At 60.3% G+C, this 16,847-nt stretch carries 20 protein-coding genes and 1 tRNA gene; 19 read left to right on the top strand and 2 right to left on the bottom strand.

The features are described 5' to 3' along the window. Positions 1-5: 5 nt before the first annotated feature. The gene (locus tag C0V73_RS00110) at positions 6-605 is read right to left on the bottom strand and encodes a LysE/ArgO family amino acid transporter (RefSeq protein WP_102017976.1); all 600 of its coding nucleotides are present in this window, start codon (positions 603-605) and stop codon (positions 6-8) included. Between the two features lie 87 nt (positions 606-692). Between C0V73_RS00110 and C0V73_RS00105 the strand changes: the two genes are divergently transcribed. Both C0V73_RS00105 and C0V73_RS00100 read left to right on the top strand, forming a co-directional pair. Next, a complete protein-coding gene (locus tag C0V73_RS00105; RefSeq protein ID WP_102017975.1) occupies positions 693-1,595 on the top strand; it encodes a LysR family transcriptional regulator ArgP in 903 nt (300 codons plus the stop codon). A gap of 74 nt (positions 1,596-1,669) precedes the next feature. Then, entirely contained in the window at positions 1,670-2,050 is a 381-nt protein-coding gene (locus tag C0V73_RS00100) for a nuclear transport factor 2 family protein (protein WP_102018868.1), read from the top strand. A gap of 12 nt (positions 2,051-2,062) precedes the next feature. Here C0V73_RS00100 and C0V73_RS00095 read toward each other — a convergent pair whose 3' ends face one another. Beyond that, positions 2,063-2,524 (bottom strand): heme-degrading domain-containing protein, encoded by a 462-nt coding sequence (locus tag C0V73_RS00095; protein WP_102017974.1) that lies wholly within the window; start codon positions 2,522-2,524, stop codon positions 2,063-2,065. A 104-nt stretch (positions 2,525-2,628) separates the two neighbouring features. Between C0V73_RS00095 and C0V73_RS00090 the strand changes: the two genes are divergently transcribed. The 17 genes from C0V73_RS00090 to C0V73_RS00005 form a co-directional block, all read left to right on the top strand. Further along, positions 2,629-3,048: a secondary thiamine-phosphate synthase enzyme YjbQ gene (locus tag C0V73_RS00090; RefSeq protein WP_102017973.1), complete on the top strand. Its 420-nt coding sequence runs from the start codon at positions 2,629-2,631 to the stop codon at positions 3,046-3,048. Positions 3,049-3,200: 152 nt separating this feature from the next. After that, complete coding sequence (locus C0V73_RS00085) at positions 3,201-3,569, top strand: hypothetical protein (RefSeq protein WP_102017972.1); 369 nt, start codon at positions 3,201-3,203, stop codon at positions 3,567-3,569. A gap of 410 nt (positions 3,570-3,979) precedes the next feature. Continuing rightward, complete coding sequence (locus C0V73_RS00080) at positions 3,980-4,282, top strand: hypothetical protein (protein ID WP_102017971.1); 303 nt, start codon at positions 3,980-3,982, stop codon at positions 4,280-4,282. Between the two features lie 27 nt (positions 4,283-4,309). After that, the gene (locus C0V73_RS00075; RefSeq protein ID WP_102018867.1) at positions 4,310-4,630 is read left to right on the top strand and encodes an ATPase inhibitor subunit zeta; all 321 of its coding nucleotides are present in this window, start codon (positions 4,310-4,312) and stop codon (positions 4,628-4,630) included. 154 nt (positions 4,631-4,784) lie between these two features. Then, a complete protein-coding gene (locus C0V73_RS00070; protein ID WP_172450035.1) occupies positions 4,785-5,147 on the top strand; it encodes a hypothetical protein in 363 nt (120 codons plus the stop codon). Between the two features lie 196 nt (positions 5,148-5,343). Further along, positions 5,344-5,580 carry a hypothetical protein gene (locus C0V73_RS00065; RefSeq protein WP_102018866.1) on the top strand — a complete coding sequence of 79 codons (237 nt, stop codon included), beginning with the start codon at positions 5,344-5,346 and terminating at the stop codon, positions 5,578-5,580. 123 nt (positions 5,581-5,703) lie between these two features. Then, complete coding sequence (paoA, locus tag C0V73_RS00060; protein WP_102017969.1) at positions 5,704-6,243, top strand: aldehyde dehydrogenase iron-sulfur subunit PaoA; 540 nt, start codon at positions 5,704-5,706, stop codon at positions 6,241-6,243. Next, positions 6,240-7,190 (top strand): xanthine dehydrogenase family protein subunit M, encoded by a 951-nt coding sequence (locus C0V73_RS00055; protein WP_102017968.1) that lies wholly within the window; start codon positions 6,240-6,242, stop codon positions 7,188-7,190. Before paoA ends, C0V73_RS00055 begins: the two co-directional genes overlap by 4 nt. A 4-nt stretch (positions 7,191-7,194) precedes the next feature. Beyond that, on the top strand, positions 7,195-9,393 hold the full coding sequence (paoC, locus tag C0V73_RS00050) for an aldehyde oxidoreductase molybdenum-binding subunit PaoC (RefSeq protein ID WP_102017967.1): 2,199 nt from the start codon (positions 7,195-7,197) through the stop codon (positions 9,391-9,393). Between the two features lie 389 nt (positions 9,394-9,782). Next, positions 9,783-9,872: transfer RNA gene (locus C0V73_RS00045), tRNA-Ser, on the top strand. A 360-nt stretch (positions 9,873-10,232) separates the two neighbouring features. Then, positions 10,233-11,690: a tyrosine-type recombinase/integrase gene (locus C0V73_RS00040; RefSeq protein WP_172449952.1), complete on the top strand. Its 1,458-nt coding sequence runs from the start codon at positions 10,233-10,235 to the stop codon at positions 11,688-11,690. Between the two features lie 102 nt (positions 11,691-11,792). After that, the gene (locus tag C0V73_RS00035) at positions 11,793-13,028 is read left to right on the top strand and encodes a hypothetical protein (protein WP_102017965.1); all 1,236 of its coding nucleotides are present in this window, start codon (positions 11,793-11,795) and stop codon (positions 13,026-13,028) included. Beyond that, positions 12,970-13,404 carry a hypothetical protein gene (locus tag C0V73_RS00030; protein ID WP_102017964.1) on the top strand — a complete coding sequence of 145 codons (435 nt, stop codon included), beginning with the start codon at positions 12,970-12,972 and terminating at the stop codon, positions 13,402-13,404. Before C0V73_RS00035 ends, C0V73_RS00030 begins: the two co-directional genes overlap by 59 nt. Before the next feature lie 112 nt (positions 13,405-13,516). Continuing rightward, positions 13,517-13,714, top strand: a complete 198-nt coding sequence (locus C0V73_RS00025; protein WP_102017963.1) for a hypothetical protein — start codon at positions 13,517-13,519, stop codon at positions 13,712-13,714. 888 nt (positions 13,715-14,602) lie between these two features. Then, a complete protein-coding gene (locus C0V73_RS00015; protein ID WP_102017961.1) occupies positions 14,603-15,052 on the top strand; it encodes a hypothetical protein in 450 nt (149 codons plus the stop codon). Positions 15,053-15,484: 432 nt separating this feature from the next. Next, entirely contained in the window at positions 15,485-15,706 is a 222-nt protein-coding gene (locus C0V73_RS22955; protein ID WP_143708291.1) for a hypothetical protein, read from the top strand. Between the two features lie 704 nt (positions 15,707-16,410). Continuing rightward, positions 16,411-16,847: 2-dehydropantoate 2-reductase N-terminal domain-containing protein (locus tag C0V73_RS00005; RefSeq protein WP_143708290.1), on the top strand; the 437-nt coding region annotated here is incomplete at its 3' end.

The following is a 16,847-nucleotide window of genomic DNA, read 5'->3' as shown; positions in this document are numbered from 1 at the left end:
GGGCCTCAGAGCAGGAGCTTGACCGCAATCGAAGCCATCACCAGCGCAATCACCCCATCGAGCACACGCCACGCCACGGGCCTTTCAAACAGTGGGGCGAGGAGGCGGGCACCGTAACCGAGGCTGAAGAAGAAGCAGAAGGATGCCGTCATGGCGCCCAGGGCGAATGCCACCTCGTGGCCGGCATAGCGGGTCGAGATCGAGCCGAGCAGGACGACGGTGTCGAGATAGACATGCGGGTTGAGCCAGGTGAAGGCGAGGCAGGTCAAGAGCGCGGTGCGCAGACCCGTTGCCGTGGTGTCGCCGGCGCGCATGCTGTTGCCACCCGTCCAGGCAGAATGGGCGCTGCGCAGCGCATAGGCGAAGAGGAAGGCCGAACCGCCATAGCGGAGCGCCGGCTCGAGCCAATCGAGGCGTGACAGCACGGTTGCGAAGCCCGCAACACCGGCCGCGATCAGGATGGCGTCCGAGATGGCGCAGGTCAGCACCAGCGGCAGCACATGCTCGCGGCGTAGCCCCTGGCGCAGGATGAAGGCATTCTGGGCACCGATCGCGACGATCAGGCTGAGCCCGAGGAAAAAACCGGCAGTGGCTGCAAGCACCATGTTAAACTCTCCTGAGATGCCGCTTTGACTAGCCAGGGCCTTTTCATTAGGAAAGATAATAATCCTAATCCTGCATAAGCGTTGCTAATGTTTGACCCGGCCCAGCTCTCTGCTCTGTCTGCGGTGCTCCGAACCGGCAGCTTTGAGCGTGCGGCCCAGACGCTGCATGTCACGCAGTCGGCGATTTCCCAGCGGGTACGCCAACTGGAGGAACAGGTCGGCACGTCGCTGATCATCCGGTCGCAGCCCTGCCGGGCGACGGAGGCCGGGGAAAGGCTGTTCCGCCATGCCGAGGAGCTGCGCCTGCTGGAGCAGGGCGTGCGCCGGGATCTCGGTCTTTCATCGAAAACGGGCGGGGAGACGGGCGCTTGGCCGACACTGCGGCTTGCGGTGAATGCCGACAGTCTCGCCACATGGTTCATCCCGGCGATGGCGGCGGTGGACGACATGCTGTTCGATCTCGTCATCGACGATCAGGATCACAGCGCCGAATGGCTGCAGCGCGGGGATGTGCGGGCGGCGATCAGCGGGTCGCCGAAACCGGTGCAGGGCTGCGATTGCCGGCCACTGGGATCGCTGCGCTATCTGGCGACGGCAAGCCCCGCCTTTGTCGAGCGCTGGTTCGGACAGGAGGAAGTCACCGCGGCCAGGTTGAAGGATGCGCCCGTGATAACCTTCAATGCCAAGGATCGGCTCCAGACCCGCTGGGCCGAGAAGGCGCTCGGGGTGGGCGTTACCGGACCGTCCCACTGGCTGCCGTCAAGCCATGCCTTTGTCGATGCCGCAATTGCCGGTCTTGGCTGGGGCATGAACCCGGAGCCGCTGGCCGCTGACGCCTTGTCCGACGGGAGGCTGCGGGAGTTGATACCCGGAAACCCGCTCGACGTGCCGCTCTACTGGCATGTGAGCCGCACTGTAGCCCCGGCTATGAAACCTGTCACGGACGCCGTGCTGCAGGCCGCGAGCGGCGTGCTGCGCCCCCTTGGATGAGGCACTCTGGCGGCTTGTCCAGACTTGCCACGGCAAATGCCGGGCCTATGTTCAAGACAAAGAAGGAGAGGCCCATGTCATTGGAAGACCAGACACTTGCCGTCATTGATGCCCTCAACCGGCACGACTTCGACGCGCTTCTCCCGATGTTCGCGGAGGAGGCGGTGCTCGATCTTCCCGACGGTATCAGGGTGATCGGGCACGCGTCTTTTCGGGATACGCTGGCGGCCTATGTGCTGCGCCACGGCATCACGCTCTCGGACCATGTCGTCATGACCGACCGGGCCGGTTTCCGGGTTGCGGTCGAGTGTACGCTTAATGGCTCTGATCGCCGCGATGCGGAAGGCGGTCCCTCCGGAGACCAGGGGCCCTACGCCTTGCCGGCAGTCCTGGTGCTAGAGCGCGAGAATGATCTCTTCTCGCGCCTCAGTCTGTTTGCCGGCGCCCGTCCCTAAGGCCGAGACTGCTCAGCTTTCGCCGAGATAGGCTTCGAGGACGGTCACGATCATCGCGTGGTCTTCCTCGGACTTGAGGCCGGAGACGGTGATCGCCGCAACAACGCCGGTGCCGGCGACCCGGACGGGGAAGCTGCCGCCATGGTCTGCGTATTCCATAGGATCGAGGCCGATTTCTGCAGACACGCTACGCCCGCGGGCTCGATTCATTTCGCCGACGCGCAGTGAGGCCTTGTGCATGCGCAGCGTCACATTGCTCTTGCGGCGTGCCCAATGGTCGTTATCCGGTGAGGCGCCGGGCAGGGCGGCATGAAACAGGGTGCGGTCCGGGGTGCGGATGTCGATGACCACGGGCGCCTTTTCTGACAGCGCGAGATCCACCAGACGGCGGCCGACCTCGAAGGCCACCAACTCGTCGAAGCTCTTGAAAACGAGCTGGGTTTCCTGTCTTTCGATGGTTTCGATCAGGCTCATCGGTGCGTCGTCCTCCGTTTTTCAGCGGGAGACTACAGAGGTCGGCCGGGGCTGACTAGGGGCGGCGGCGCAGCTTTCCCCGGAGCAGGAGAAGGGTGTTACACATGGCGATGATGCGACTGGCAATCTCCACCCGCGGACAAGGCCTCTACGAGTTTACCCAGTCTGTCCGGGAGTTTTTGCGAGAGAGCGCAGCGGAGGAGGAGGGCGTGATGACGGTCTTCGTGCGCCACACCTCGTGCTCGCTGCTGATCCAGGAAAATGCCGATCCTTTGGTGCAGACCGATCTCAAGGCGTTTTTCCGCCGCCTCGTGCCGCCGACGACGGATCCGGCGATGGATTTCATCACGCATCGCGACGAGGGGCCTGACGACATGCCGGCCCATATCAAGGCAGCCCTCTTGCCGGTCTCGCTCTCGGTCCCCTTTGCCGATCGGCGCCTGCTGCTCGGCACATGGCAGGGGATCTACCTCTTCGAGCACCGCGACAGCCCCCATCGCCGCGAAGTCGTCCTGCATGTCTGACGCCTCGAACCGGCTTGTGGTAACTAGGTGAACACTTGCTGAATACGGGATTCGGACTGCATTCAGGCGACCGATTCTACTCTCACATCAATCGCTTTCAACGGCGGGATGGAAACGACGGCGCAAGGATGCGCCTTTCAAGGAGAGAGAACATGTTCGGCATGCTTCGCAAAATCGGTCTTGCTGCCCTCGTCTCGGTCATGGCGACCACGGGCGTCGCTTCCACCGCATCTGCCGACAGCTTCGGCTGGGGCGTCTATATCGAAGGCCCGCGCCATGGCGGTCCCGGCTGGGATCGTCCCGGCCGTGGCCCGGGCTGGGATGGCCCCGGTCGTGACCGTCCGCACCGCGGCGAGTGCCGTCCGCACCATGCCGTAGAAAAGGCCCGCTGGAACGGCCTGCGTCGTGCCTTCGTTGCCGATGTGACGCCGCGTCGCGTGGTGGTTGCCGGTGTTCGCCACGGCGGCCGCGACCGGATGGTCTTCGCCAATGTCCGCGGCTGCCCGGTCATCCGCTACTGATGAGGAATGGCTGCGGAGCCGGACGGCTTTCGCCCTGAGGCTCGAGCCTTGATCGCCCGCCGCCCGGGCCATGCAGAATGGGGCCAGACAAGACCCCGGCTGCATGGCCCGACTTTTCCATATCGTCATGTGCCGATGCCTTGAAGACGCCCGAATCGCTCCCCATATGGCGATCAACCCGCTGGTCCGGGCCCCTCTGGTAAGAGCTCCCGGCGCTCTTGCGATGTCGGACCTTTTCGACACCGCTGCCGGTCCAAGGACCAGTTCATGAGACGCCACCACTCCATCTTGATTTCACCCGGCCGTTTTCCGTCGGCCGACGGGGCATACGCGCGCCCCGGTGAGCCGAAGCCACGCCTGCAGACGCAGCGTCAGTTCGGCCCCTCGTCCTCGCTTCAGAGGACTGCCCGATGATCGCCGAGTGGATTGCATCGATTTTCGCCATGCTTGTCGTCGATCCGATCGAGGCCGACATCCGTCAGCGCCTCGAAGAGATGAAGGCCCCGGTCGAGGTTGTCAGCCAGGCCGGTGACTGCCTGCGCACCACAGGCCCGCAGCTTATCGATCGCGCGACCGGTGATCTCTGGTGGGCCGGCACGACCGTGGTTTCGGTCGTCAGCGGCCTGACAAGCCCGGCTGAATTGCTCGATGCCGCAAACCCGGCCTGTGCGCCGCTTGCCAGCTATCTCGTTTCCGCTGAAGCTGAAGCCTGATCCATGACCGAGGAGGAGAATCGCGCCATGCCCCTATCCGCTGTTACGACCACCGCCCATTCCGTCCATCCGCACGAAGAGGACGGTCTCGGCAGCATTCGCGCCCGTCGTAATCTGCTCGCCGGCTACTGGGCCGGATCGTTGATCGGCTTTGCCGGTGATGACCTCGGGCGCTATGCCCGCGACCTGCACATGGTCGACCATGTGGTGAGCGGTGACGGCGATGTAATTGCACGCCTGTCGCGTGACCTCGCGACTGCCGGCCACAGCTTTACCAAGGCCGATATCGAAGCAGCACTGCGCCGCTTCCATGCCCAGGCTCTAAAGGATACCGGCTGCACGGAGTGAGCCTCCTGGCTTCTCCTAAAGTTCGGCGACCGGCGGCAGTTTCTGCGTCGAATTGATCCGACCAAGCACTGGCGCGTTGTATCCCGCGCCAGACGCGCTACACTCGACCGTGTCACCATGAACACGCTCGGGGAGGAGCAATTCTATGAGACGCATGTGGCCGGAGGAACTCAGCTCTATTCTCGACGGGGCGGAGGAAGTGACGCTCGAAAGTGCGGCGCGTCAGCGAGAAGATGGTTCGCATAGCGAGGCCATTCGCCGCCAGGCGCTGAAAGTCCGGGTAACGCAAGCCGATTTCGAACGCATCTGGCCGCTCGCTGAAGCGCGCTACCGTTTGCAGGGAGCCTTCGCCGGCAAGGCGATCACGCTCATCGTCAACAATCCTCATTACAGCCAGTGGCACCCGGCAGACGGCGGCACGGTCGAGAGCGTCTCCGACAGCGGGCGGACCTATTCGACACGCTATGTGGTGGTGCATTTCCTGCTCGATGACGTCCGCGAGACTGTCGAGGCGTAATGTCCCTGGCTGGCCGCCCGGAAGGCGGTCAGCCGCTCATACTGCTTCCCATCATAACCTGCAGCGCTGACCGGTATTGAACCTGTGCCTCCGGGTTGCGAAGGTAATCGCTGTCGGCATTTTCCGGTCTCATTCCTGAAAAGCTTCGGGAACAATCTGCCGTCGTCTGCCTTTCCCAGCCATTGGGAGGCGCATGATCATGGCCAGCGATATTCAGACAGAAGACGTATCGGACCTTGCGTCCCGGCTTGAGGCGATGACCGATGATGAGGTCTTCGCTGCCATGAAATCCCTGGAAATGCGCAGTGAAGATTCGACCAGTGACCGGGATGAGATCCTGGCCAGGATCGCGCTTGTCGAGGACGAGATCGAACGCCGCTTTCCAGGGCAGCTTCTGGCACCCTATCGACAGTGGAGGTCTGGTAACCGCTGACGGACCGCGAGACGATCGGTTTTCCACCGACCGGCATCCTCTCCAGCGTTCCCCCTTTGAAGCCACATTCCACGAAAATCCCCCCTTACCATCACCGCCAAAAGTCCCGCCTGCGGGTCGGCGATGCAGAGACCAGGACATTCGATGAGCCACAGCACCACGCTTTCCCTGACGGTCAATGACCAGCCACACCAACTCGATGTCGACAACAGGACGAGCCTTCTCGACCTTCTGCGCGAGCATCTCCACTTGACCGGCACCAAGAAGGGCTGTGATCACGGGCAGTGCGGCGCTTGCACCGTCATGATCGACGGGCGTCGGGTGAATGCCTGTCTGACGCTGGCCGTCATGCATGACGGAGCCAGCGTGAAAACGATCGAAGGCTTCGGCCAGCCGGGCGACCTCCACCCGATACAGGCCGCCTTCGTGAAACATGACGGCTTCCAATGCGGCTACTGCACCCCGGGCCAGATCTGTTCCTCCATTGCCGTGCTGGAGGAGATCGCGGCCAATATCCCGAGCCATGTCACTGAAGATCTCACCGCCAAGGCCGAGATCACCGCCGACGAACTTCGCGAGCGGATGAGTGGCAATATCTGTCGGTGCGGGGCTTATTCCAACATCATCGATGCCATCACCGAAGTGGCGGGAACACGCGCATGAGAGCCTTTACCTATGAACGTGCCTCCTCGATCGAGGCGGCCGCAAGCTCGGCTGCGAGCAATCCAGACGCGAAATTCATCGCTGGCGGCACCAACCTGCTGGATCTGATGAAGCTTGAGATCGAAACGCCGACCCATCTGATCGACGTCAACGGGCTTGGCCTTGATGAGATCGAGGTGACCGAGGACGGTGGGCTGCGCATCGGCGCCATGGTGCGCAACACGGATCTCGCGGCTCACGAGACGGTACGCCGCGACTATCCGCTTCTGACGCGCGCCCTGCTGTCCGGCGCGTCCGGCCAGCTGCGCAACAAGGCAACGACATCAGGCAATCTCTTGCAGCGGACGCGCTGTCCGTATTTCTACGACACCAACCAGCCTTGCAACAAGCGTCAGCCCGGCAGCGGCTGTTCCGCCATTGGTGGCTTCAGCCGCCAGCACGCGGTGGTGGGCGTCAGCGATGCCTGTATCGCGACGCATCCGAGCGACATGGCGGTTGCTATGCGTGCTCTGGATGCAGTGGTCGAGACCGTCCAGCCTGACGGTAGCAAGCGCATGATCGCCATGGAAGACTTCCACCGTCTTCCGGGCGATACGCCTCACGTCGAGACGGTGCTGGAGCAGGGCGAGATCATCACGGCTGTGGTTCTCCCACCGCCGGTCGGTGGACGGCAGATTTACCGCAAGGTCCGCGACCGTGCGTCCTATGCTTTTGCCCTCGTTTCCGTCGGCGCCGTGATCCATCCGGACGGGACGGGCAGGGTCGCCCTTGGCGGGGTTGCGCACAAACCCTGGCGGAAGGCCGAAGCCGAGGCGGAATTGCCCAAGGGCGCGGCTGCGGTTGCGTTTGTACTGTTCTCCGGCGCTCGTCCCACCGAGCAGAACCGGTTCAAGCTTGATCTGGTGGAGCGCGTCTTGAGCGCCGTGATCTTGGAAGCGAGGGGTTGAGGCAATGAAATTCGATAGACCCGCCACGACGAACCCCATCGACAATTTGACGGTTGTCGGGCGTCCAATCCACCGCATCGACGGTGCGCTGAAGGTCACCGGCCAGGCGACCTACGCTTATGAGGGACACGAGCCCGATCTCGACTATGCCTATGGCTACCCTCTGGGAGCCGCCATCGCAAAAGGGCGGATACTGGCTATGGACGTCGAGGCGGCGAAGAGCGCGCCCGGCGTGTTGTCCATTGTGACGACGCTTGATGTCGGCGACCGCGAGAAGGGTGAGTATAACACCGCGACCCTCTTCGGCGGCAGCAAGGTGCAGCACTATCACCAGGCCGTGGCGCTGGTGATTGCCGAAACTTTTGAACAGGCACGTGCCGCCGCGTCGCTGATCAAGGTGGAATACGAAGAGGAGGCGGGCTCTTACGACCTCGATGAAGCGATGAAGACGGCGGTCAAGCCGGACGAAGAGGAAGAGCCCGACACCGAATTTGGCGATTTCGACACAGCCTTCCCTCGGTCCCCCGTGACGCTCGATGCGCATTACCGGACGCCCGACCAGTCGCATGCCGCGATGGAGCCGCATGCCTCGATCGCGGCCTGGGCTGGCGATGCGCTGCGCGTCTGGACATCCAGCCAGATGATCGACTGGTGGCGGCAGGATCTGGCGACCTTCCTCGACATGGACAAGGAGAAGATCCAGCTGATGTCGCCATTCATCGGCGGTGGCTTCGGCGGCAAGCTGTTCCTCCGGGCCGATGCCGTGCTCGCAGCATTGGGCGCGAAAGCCGCCGGGCGTGCGGTCAAGGTGACCTTGCCGCGGCCTATGATCATGAACAATACCACCCACCGACCGGCTACTGTCCAGCGCATCCGGATCGGCGCTGCGGCCGATGGCAAGATCGAGGCGATCGCGCATGAGAGCTGGTCCGGCGACCTGCCGGGCGGCAAACCCGAGACGGCGGTCAACCAGACGCGGCTTCTCTATGCCGGGGCGAACCGCATGACCGCTATGCGCCTTGCAACGCTCGATCTCGCCGAAGGCAACGCCATGCGCGCGCCCGGCGAAGCGCCGGGCCTGATGGCGCTGGAAATTGCCATGGACGAGATGGCGGATAAGCTGGGCATCGATCCGGTCGAGTTCCGGATCATCAATGATACCCAGGTCGACCCGGAGCATCCTGAGCGGCCGTTCTCGCACCGCGACCTCATTGGCTGCCTGCGCCTCGGCGCCGAGCGCTTCGGCTGGCAAGGGCGCCAGACGCCAGGCTCCCGCCGCGAGGGCAACTGGCTCATCGGCACTGGCGTCGCTGCGGCACTCCGCAACAACCTCCTCGTTCCCTCGGGCGCCCGTGTCCGGCTTACACGGGAGGGCCGCGTGACCGTTGAGACCGACATGACGGATATCGGCACCGGCAGCTATACGATCATCGCGCAGACGGCGGCCGAGATGATGGGGGTCACGGTCGAGGAGGTCGATGTACGCCTCGGCGATTCCCGCTTTCCGGTCTCTGCCGGCTCCGGCGGGCAGTTCGGGGCCAATTGCTCGACCGCGGGCGTCTATGCGGCCTGCGTGAAGCTGCGCGATGCTGTCGTCAAGACGATCGGTCTCAACACTGAAGACGTGGTCTTCGAGGGTGGCCAGGTTCGCTCCGGAAATCGCGCCGTCCCGCTCGCGGAGGTCGCCGGGCCCGAAGGTTTGGTGGCGGAGGACACGATGGAATGGGGCGATCTTTCCAAGACTCACCAGCAATCGACCTTCGGTGCGCATTTCGTCGAAGTTGCCGTCGACATGGCAAGCGGCGAGTGCCGTGTGCGACGCATGCTGGCCGTCTGTGCCGCCGGGCGCATCTTGAACCCGATCACGGCGCGCAGCCAGGTGATTGGTGCCATGACCATGGGCGTGGGTGCGGCCCTCTCGGAGGAGCTGGCGGTCGACACGCGCCGCGGCTTCTTCGTCAACCATGATCTCGCCGGCTATGAGGTGGCTGTGCATGCGGACATCCCGCATCAGGAGGTGATCTTCCTCGACGAGACCGATCCGATGTCGTCGCCGATGAAGGCCAAGGGTGTCGGCGAACTCGGCCTCTGCGGCGTCTCCGCCGCGATCTCGAATGCTGTCTACAATGCGACCGGAGTGCGGGTGCGCGAATATCCTGTGACGCTCGATAAGCTGATTGGCGGCTTGCCGGAGGTGGCGTGAGGTGAGGGGGGGAGGGCTGCGGAGTCCGCGTACGGAGTCCGTTCAACTTCAAGGAAGTGGTTCGACAATCTCCACCATCCCAGATCGGCGGAATCGACTATCTCGGGTTCCGGATCTTTGGCTTTGATTTGCCAACGCGTTTGGACAGGTCGATGTTCACCGGGGCTCTACAGTCGCTCTCATCGGCGATCCTTGACGCGCCTCTTCTGCGACTCGTGAGTAACGATATGGCGTTGAACTGACGGCCGGGATCTCTGAAGGAAGCAGCGCGCGGGGGAGGGCGCCGCTGTTTCTGCAGAAGAGTGGAAAAAGCGTCATATCGCTCTTGCGTGGGGGGTGAGTTGCCGCTATGAGACAGCCCGCGCCAACAAGCGCCGACCAATGTGACCGGAGAGGTGGCTGAGTGGTCGAAAGCACCGCACTCGAAATGCGGCATACTCGCAAGGGTATCGTGGGTTCGAATCCCACCCTCTCCGCCATAACGATCCTAACGCCCTGATATCGCTCAAGACCCCTTGAAAATCCGGCGTTTAGCATCCAAAGCTCGCTACAAAATCAACTACAAAAGCGACCGCTGACGATGCCTAAGAAACTCATGGTCAATGTCCCGTGGATCAAGAATCAATGGGTGGCTTGAAAGGCCGTTCCGGAAGAGTTACGGGTAATCGTTGGGAAGCGAGAACTTCTGCGACCCCTCGGCCCCGATACGATCAAAGCTCGCCGGCAGGCCGCAAAAATCCTCGAAGAGTTTGAGCAGATCCTAAATGCCGCGCGTATGTCGTTAGCCAATCCGGCTAGCGCATTCGATGCTCGCAAGATGGCGCGCGAATTCTTCGAACGTGAAAAAAACGGCGATCCTGGCCGAACAGCTATCGGCCCTTCCGTCGCAGAATGAAGAGTTCTTCAAGCTCAGTGCCGGCGTCCTGGCGAACAAGCTTCGGGCCGTGGCGAATGGTTCGCTTCCCGACGATGAGGCCGAAGCACTCTTAGGCTACGCGATCGACGAGGACCTACAATCGCAGCACATGACCACACAAGACCGTTCGGCCTTGCTTCCCGCCTTGGCAGAGGTTCGATTAGACACGTTGCAGATAGAAGCTTCGCGCCGATCGGGGCAGGCTCACGATCCCGAACCCCGCGCGGCGATCTTAGCGACAGCCCCGGAAGAGGCAGGGCCGGCATCCCCCACAAAGGCAATGGGCGCCAGGAACCGCATAAGGCTCTCTGGACTAGTGGAGCGCTTCGAGAAGGAGAACGATGACCTGGCAGCACGAACCGTTAGAGAGCATTCGGTTGCTATCCGCATGTTTAGCGAGTTTCTCGGCGGTGACTTCTATCTAGACCAGATCACGGATGATCATGTGATTGCCTACAAGAATGCTCTTGTCGAGTTGCCATCAAGTTACACGAAGCGGTTTAAAGGGGCGACGCTCCCTCAAGCGATCGAATTGAACAAGGCCCTTGCGCGACCGTATGCGCCGCTCGACAAGAAAACCATAAATGACAAGTGGTTAATGCACCTATCAACTATCCTCGGATGGGCGGTGCGTCAAAAATTCATGCCCGCGAATCCGGCCCAGGGGGTGAAGGTGAAGGCTAAGAAGGTCGATGGTGACACCACTAGAGCGATCTTCACACCGGACCAGCTAGCCAAGATATTCGAAAGTGATCTGTTCTCGGAACCGACTTGGGGAACCCGGCAATGGGCAATCCTACTCACCCTTTTGACGGCGGCGCGCCCCTCTAGTGAGTTGCGTCTGGCTACGGCTGATCGGGTCTATAAGGAAAATGGACATTGGGTGATCGACCTAAACACCGCCACAAAAAACAGGCGTTCGAAGCGGTTGGTTCCGTTGCACGATGACCTGATCAATCTCGGCTTTCTAAAACACGTCGAAGCCGCGAACCGGCGAAGTGATAAGAGGTTGCTACCTGATTGGGTGACGGATGATAACATCAACAGATGGATCAACAGGACATTCCTCCCAGGCCTCGGCGTGAAGACGGAAGACAATGATTTCTACACCTTCAGGCACACGATGAAAGCGACGATGACGCGCGGCGGCGCGCCTGAAGCCGCGATGAGGCTGATCATGGGGCATGAAGATCAGTCATCGGCGGGACGGTATCTGATCGACCAGACCGGTTCGATGATTGGACAGATGCACGACGCTATCAATCGGGCACACTTCCCGGCAGTAAGGTGTAATGCCCGCGTAAGGACCGCTGAAGCAACGCTTGGGCAGTCGTTCAATATAAATCGACACGCGGCGTCACTTTTTCGCAAATATCGCTGATCGGCTTGCTATAATAGTTGCTGAAAAAGAAACAGCCGGAAGGGGCGCAATCCTTCCGGCTTCGGTTTTCTTAACGCAATCCTTGTGCTGAAGGATCACTAAGTGCATTATAGCAATGACCGCGACGATTTTGCAGAAAAAACACGTCGCCTTGAAAATTTCTTCGATGGCGAACAGGTCGCCGCTTCCCCCGAATTCATCGTCACGAAGAATTGCGGCGTTGCGCAATCCATCTTGGATGAGATCGCCGCGCTCGATTTTTCGGAAGATGAGAGTTGCGAAACAGTGCAACTTTTTGAAGCTCAGGAAGAGCCGGAACCCTATTTTCCGCAGCCTGAAGAACCGGCTTCGAAAGGTGAAGGTGTAGTTAGCCCTTCACCCCTCTCTCTTCCCCTTCCTACCACAACCCTTACACCTGAAGCTTCCGACCTCGCCGCGATCTTCACCGACCTGGACAAGCCGACGACTTCGCCACGTGCGCCGATCGTTCGCCCGCCGTCTCTTCTCGACACCATCCGGAAGGCTGAAGAGAATAGGAAGACCCGCCAACGCGAAGCCGACGACAAGCGTGCAGCCCAGGTGATGCCTATCCGCCGGCAATGGTGCAGCCTCACCCCGGAACAGCGCCTTCTTCTCACCTTCAGGTTCGCAGCCCAACGTGACGGCCTCGCGCTCACCCTTCAATTCTCCAAGGCCAACGAAGCCCGCTTGCGGAAGTCTGACGATCCGGCGCGCGCTTTGTCGCGTTCGCTAAATCGCGCTCTGAAGAAGCACCTCGGCCACGCGCTCGAATATGCCTTCGCCTTCGAATTCTCACCGCTCACCGGCAAGCTTCACGCTCACGGCGTCATCATTCCCGGCGCTCATGATCCGGACCAGATCAGGGCCGCGCTCTACAGCACGACCGGGAAGGCGGAATCGAAGTATGGACAGGGCCGCATGGTGGAACTGGTTCCTATTTCAGACTCGACCGGCTGGCATGGCTACACCCTGAAGGACTTCGCGAAGACCGGCGAACGGCTCGCTGGCAAGCCCTACTTCATCACCGAAAGCTTCCGGCGTGAAGCTGAAGCCTGGCACGGCTCCAAAAAGGCCACAGCAGCCCGCCCGCGCGTTTCTAAGGCCTCGCCGGCCAATGACAGCGCGAAGCCCAGGCGCTTGCCAGCGGCCCGCTATGAGTCAAAGAAACCCACCCGCTCACAAGCCCCGGTGCGCCGTGATTGCAGCGCTCGAATTGTCACGCTAGGTTGTCGAAAGAACAACCTTAAGCGGATTCCATATGAAGCGGCTCGCTCTTACCCTGGCACTGATCGGCGCATTTGGCGCGGCACAGGCTGAAGGCGTTACCGGCAACTACCTTTGCCTCGCAGACGCGGCCGGCGGGATGGCTTACAACAAAGAAACGAAACAATGGATTGCCGGCGCATTCGATACCACACGGATTAGATCGATCCTTAAGATACGTCCGGGTAGCGGCCCCGACTCCTACAAGGTCACATTCACTGACACCGATCTTAAGAACGACGTCACTTGTATGAATATCCCTACGACTGAAGCGCTGATCTCCGACGAATTGATTTGCAGCACATACCTAGGCTCGCTTCGATTCAGCTTCGAAACCCGCAAATTCATAAGCGCCTATCTCTTCTCCCACTACAACGACAGCACAGATACCCTCTTTGTGGCGGTAGGCAGTTGCAGCAAACTAGACTGATAAGTCACTACTTACTTATCCTAAGTATCTGAAATTATTTATTAATATCTCTTTATAAGTTTCGCGACTTGAATCAGAATCGGTGCATCAACCAGCCAATGGAGCGCCGAACATGAACGCCATCTATCTTGAGAAGACCGCATATGATCGCCTGATCGATCAGCTTTGCAGCGCCATCAATTCGGGGGATCTGGTTTGCCCTGTCACCGGCGACCTGGACGAAACCCGCGTGAAGGAAGCGATCGGCGTCTTCGGTGACATTTGGCCCGAGACGATCAAGGCCGACGCTGAACAGAACGGCCATGCCTAGCAGCTAGAGTAGGGCAGGGGCGGAAATCCACAGTTTTCCGCCCCCAAACCTAGCTACAAAATGGACTGCAAACACAGTGATGGGCTGCAGCTAAGTATTTGAATTTAATTGCCTATCCGGCGTGGATTAGTGTCCCACCCTCTCCGCCATCGTGAACCCTTGGGGTGCAAGGGTTTCCCCACCAGTATCTAGTGTGTTGGGGTGCCTTGCAAAAGTATCGAGGATGGTAGAGCCTCGCTTGAGGCACGCAAAGTCTGCCTTTGCTCAAGCGATTGCCAGTTCTGGCAACTCTTTGATCTTTCAAATGCTACGGCGTATCAGAATTTGAGGCATGCTTCTGAATGGCTGCCTCAATGGCAGCGTCCTGGATCCGCTTCTTCTCCCTTCGCCGCTTCTCGATTGTTTTGGATGAGGCGTTACCTACGTAAATCCCTATTCCTAAGGCCGCTGAGAGCACTGCTGCACCGGCTGCCCAACGGTTCAGGTTATTCATAAGTTCGTTAGCCCCAGGCTTCATCGCAAACGCGGACAATTGCGAACTTGCGAACCACCACATGCCGCTCACCAGGGCAGTAAGTAGCATGTAGAGCTGTAGTTGCTTAGCCAGGTGCCTAAACCATTCGAGCGATACGACTGAGATAGTTACACACAAAAATAAGATGGAAGCCACTGAATATAGAATAACCACAATACATCTCCGCATTTCCATCGGAGGTAGCACGCATACTTGAATCTGGGATGGAAAATTTCGTTCGAATTTTAACTGCTCATTGCTTCCATTGAGGATAGCGATCGGCCCATATGGATGGATGGTTCAGGTCATCGATGTTCTGCCTCCGTCCACGGTTTACAAGCTCGCGGCAAGACGTCTATCGCCAGATCAGGGAAATGAGCGCCGACCCGCTGCCGGTCGAAATGGTCCGCCCGCATATGTGGCTGCAAATGACGACCGCGCGCGAAAACGGCAAAGAGGTCGATCTGCCTCGTTATGAGCGCCACCTGCTTTGTGATGAAAAGGGACACTTTCCGCAAGACTTCACTTCAACCTGGGAGTCAGCAGTTCTGAAAGCGGAACTGGCGCGCAATGAGGCTATCGGCTGGTATCGCAACCCAGCCCGCTCTGGTCAGGATTCACTCGGCCTCATCTATGAGGATGCCAACGAGAATCGGATATTGCGTCCGGACTTCATCTTCTTTGTGCGGTTGGAGGATGAGCAGTCCGTCCTCCAGGGAGCGGCCACAATGGCGCTGGAAGCCGGGGACTGGGATGCACATCACGATGAACGGGTCGGGGCGGCGCAGGATCGCCCGCAGCGCCTCCCATCCGCCAAGGTGTGATCCGACTGCGCGGGCAATCAGCAGAGCCACCGCGACGGGTGCTGCTTTCGTAAGCGGCAGGTGTTCACGGAGAGCAGCCCAGTGCCATGCGGCTTGGCGCTGAGAATCCGTATCTGATGCTGACGACGATACCAATGACGACGTCGACATCGGAGTTTTTCGATCGGGTGCCGTTGACGCCGGCTGAGACTGCGAGGCCTCCGCGAGGGGATCGCGGTGCTGGCCGTCATGTCCGAGCCTGCGACACAGGATCTTTTTGCCCGGAGGTCCAAGCGATAACAGATGCATCAGCTCAGCTGTCGGCACCCAGTGACTGATCCAGGTCGGACCAGCACTCCCACCAGCGTCATAAGTGCGCTCGTCAAGCAGACCTGCGACGGCTGCCTGTTGGTAGAGATCGAGTTCGGCCAGCCGTCGCGTCAAGGATGCATATTGACGAGGTTCGTTGCGCTCGACGACATCCAGCGCTGCTTTGCTCACCGGCAGACGAATGTTTTCCGTCAGCACAACGAGTTCGGGATAGAGGCCGACAATCATCTGAATGCCGCGCTCGATCAGGCGGCTCTCGGCCGCCGGCACACCGCGCAGCAGGCTGGAAACGTCAGAAAGTCCTTACTCAAGCGCGGCCATCAGAGAGGTCGAGCCAAAGCTTGATGTCAGCACCTGACGGCATAGTCCATCAAGCCTCGGATGCAGCACATCTGGATTTACAGCATGCGGATGGGTTGGTGAGGAAGCCGCACCGGAAACGGTGTTGGTCATATTATGTATCCTGTGTTGAGCGACATCAGGGCAAAGTCCATGGCCCGGCTCAGGACGTCGTCCGGCGCGCTCGACCTCAACTGATGCCAGCGATGTCATAAGAGTTCGATCAGGCTTGCGGAAGCGCAGCCGTCAAACCTGCGCCGGCGAAGGCAGAGCGCCTGGTTGCCGCCGTATGATCGAAAAGGGGATCAACAGGATCCATGTGGGGAGTGCTTCCATCACGGAAGCGAAGCGGTTAAGGGTCTTCATAGCCCAATTCCTTCTTGCCAAGGTTGCGGGTCAGGCCCTCGTTTGGTGCTCGAACACCAGCGTGGGCCGCTTAAGTTCTGGAGATCGTTATTTTTCCGGCACAGCCCAGACTTAGCCCGGAGATGGCTCGCCGACAAGGCAAATAGAACGCATCCGGAACGGACAGCTCCGATATGGTTAATGGGAGCCGCGATTTGTATATTTGAACTAAATTTCACATTGCCTCTCTAGGAGGATTCGTTATCACGACGCCTGTCGAAAACTTTACGAACTGCCATCCTCGTTCTGAGCCCGTTGATGGAGCTTCGACGTAAGGGTCCTTGAAGCCCAAGGTGTGGTTGAAAATGCGCATTGTGATGATCGGTTCGGGTTATGTCGGCCTGGTGTCGGGAGCCTGTCTGGCGGACTTCGGTCACGAGGTGATCTGTGTCGATAAGTCGACCGAGAAGGTCGAGGCGCTGGAGCGCGGCGAGGTGCCGATCTTCGAGCCGGGCCTCGAAGCGATCATTGCGCATAACCGCGCCTCCGGACGCCTGAGTTTCTCGCTCGACCTCGCAGGCCCGGTCGCCAATGCCGATGTTGTCTTCATCGCGGTGGGCACGCCGTCCCGCCGTGGTGACGGCCATGCCGACCTCACTTACGTCTACGCCGCCGCCCGCGAGATTGCCGCTGCCGTCACCGGCGTCACGGTCGTCGTCACCAAGTCCACCGTACCGGTCGGCACCGGTGACGAGATCGAGCGCATCTTCCGTGAGGAATTCCCCGAGAAGGACATCGCCGT

Source organism: Rhizobium sp. TH135, assembly GCF_002855515.1.
Taxonomy (GTDB): Bacteria; Pseudomonadota; Alphaproteobacteria; order Rhizobiales; family Rhizobiaceae; genus Allorhizobium.
This window is presented reverse-complemented; position numbering and strand designations above follow the sequence as displayed.

Excerpts from the sequence above, each read along its gene's own strand:
- C0V73_RS00110 (WP_102017976.1), bottom strand. The coding sequence starts at position 605 with ATGGTGCTTGCAGCCACTGCCGGTTTTTTCCTCGGGCTCAGCCTGATC.
- C0V73_RS00105 (WP_102017975.1), top strand. The coding sequence starts at position 693 with ATGTTTGACCCGGCCCAGCTCTCTGCTCTGTCTGCGGTGCTCCGAACC.
- C0V73_RS00100 (WP_102018868.1), top strand. The coding sequence starts at position 1,670 with ATGTCATTGGAAGACCAGACACTTGCCGTCATTGATGCCCTCAACCGG.
- C0V73_RS00095 (WP_102017974.1), bottom strand. The coding sequence starts at position 2,524 with ATGAGCCTGATCGAAACCATCGAAAGACAGGAAACCCAGCTCGTTTTC.
- C0V73_RS00090 (WP_102017973.1), top strand. The coding sequence starts at position 2,629 with ATGGCGATGATGCGACTGGCAATCTCCACCCGCGGACAAGGCCTCTAC.
- C0V73_RS00085 (WP_102017972.1), top strand. The coding sequence starts at position 3,201 with ATGTTCGGCATGCTTCGCAAAATCGGTCTTGCTGCCCTCGTCTCGGTC.
- C0V73_RS00080 (WP_102017971.1), top strand. The coding sequence starts at position 3,980 with ATGATCGCCGAGTGGATTGCATCGATTTTCGCCATGCTTGTCGTCGAT.
- C0V73_RS00075 (WP_102018867.1), top strand. The coding sequence starts at position 4,310 with ATGCCCCTATCCGCTGTTACGACCACCGCCCATTCCGTCCATCCGCAC.
- C0V73_RS00070 (WP_172450035.1), top strand. The coding sequence starts at position 4,785 with ATGTGGCCGGAGGAACTCAGCTCTATTCTCGACGGGGCGGAGGAAGTG.
- paoA (WP_102017969.1), top strand. The coding sequence starts at position 5,704 with ATGCAGAGACCAGGACATTCGATGAGCCACAGCACCACGCTTTCCCTG.
- C0V73_RS00055 (WP_102017968.1), top strand. The coding sequence starts at position 6,240 with ATGAGAGCCTTTACCTATGAACGTGCCTCCTCGATCGAGGCGGCCGCA.
- paoC (WP_102017967.1), top strand. The coding sequence starts at position 7,195 with ATGAAATTCGATAGACCCGCCACGACGAACCCCATCGACAATTTGACG.
- C0V73_RS00030 (WP_102017964.1), top strand. The coding sequence starts at position 12,970 with ATGAAGCGGCTCGCTCTTACCCTGGCACTGATCGGCGCATTTGGCGCG.
- C0V73_RS00025 (WP_102017963.1), top strand. The coding sequence starts at position 13,517 with ATGAACGCCATCTATCTTGAGAAGACCGCATATGATCGCCTGATCGAT.
- C0V73_RS00015 (WP_102017961.1), top strand. The coding sequence starts at position 14,603 with ATGAGCGCCGACCCGCTGCCGGTCGAAATGGTCCGCCCGCATATGTGG.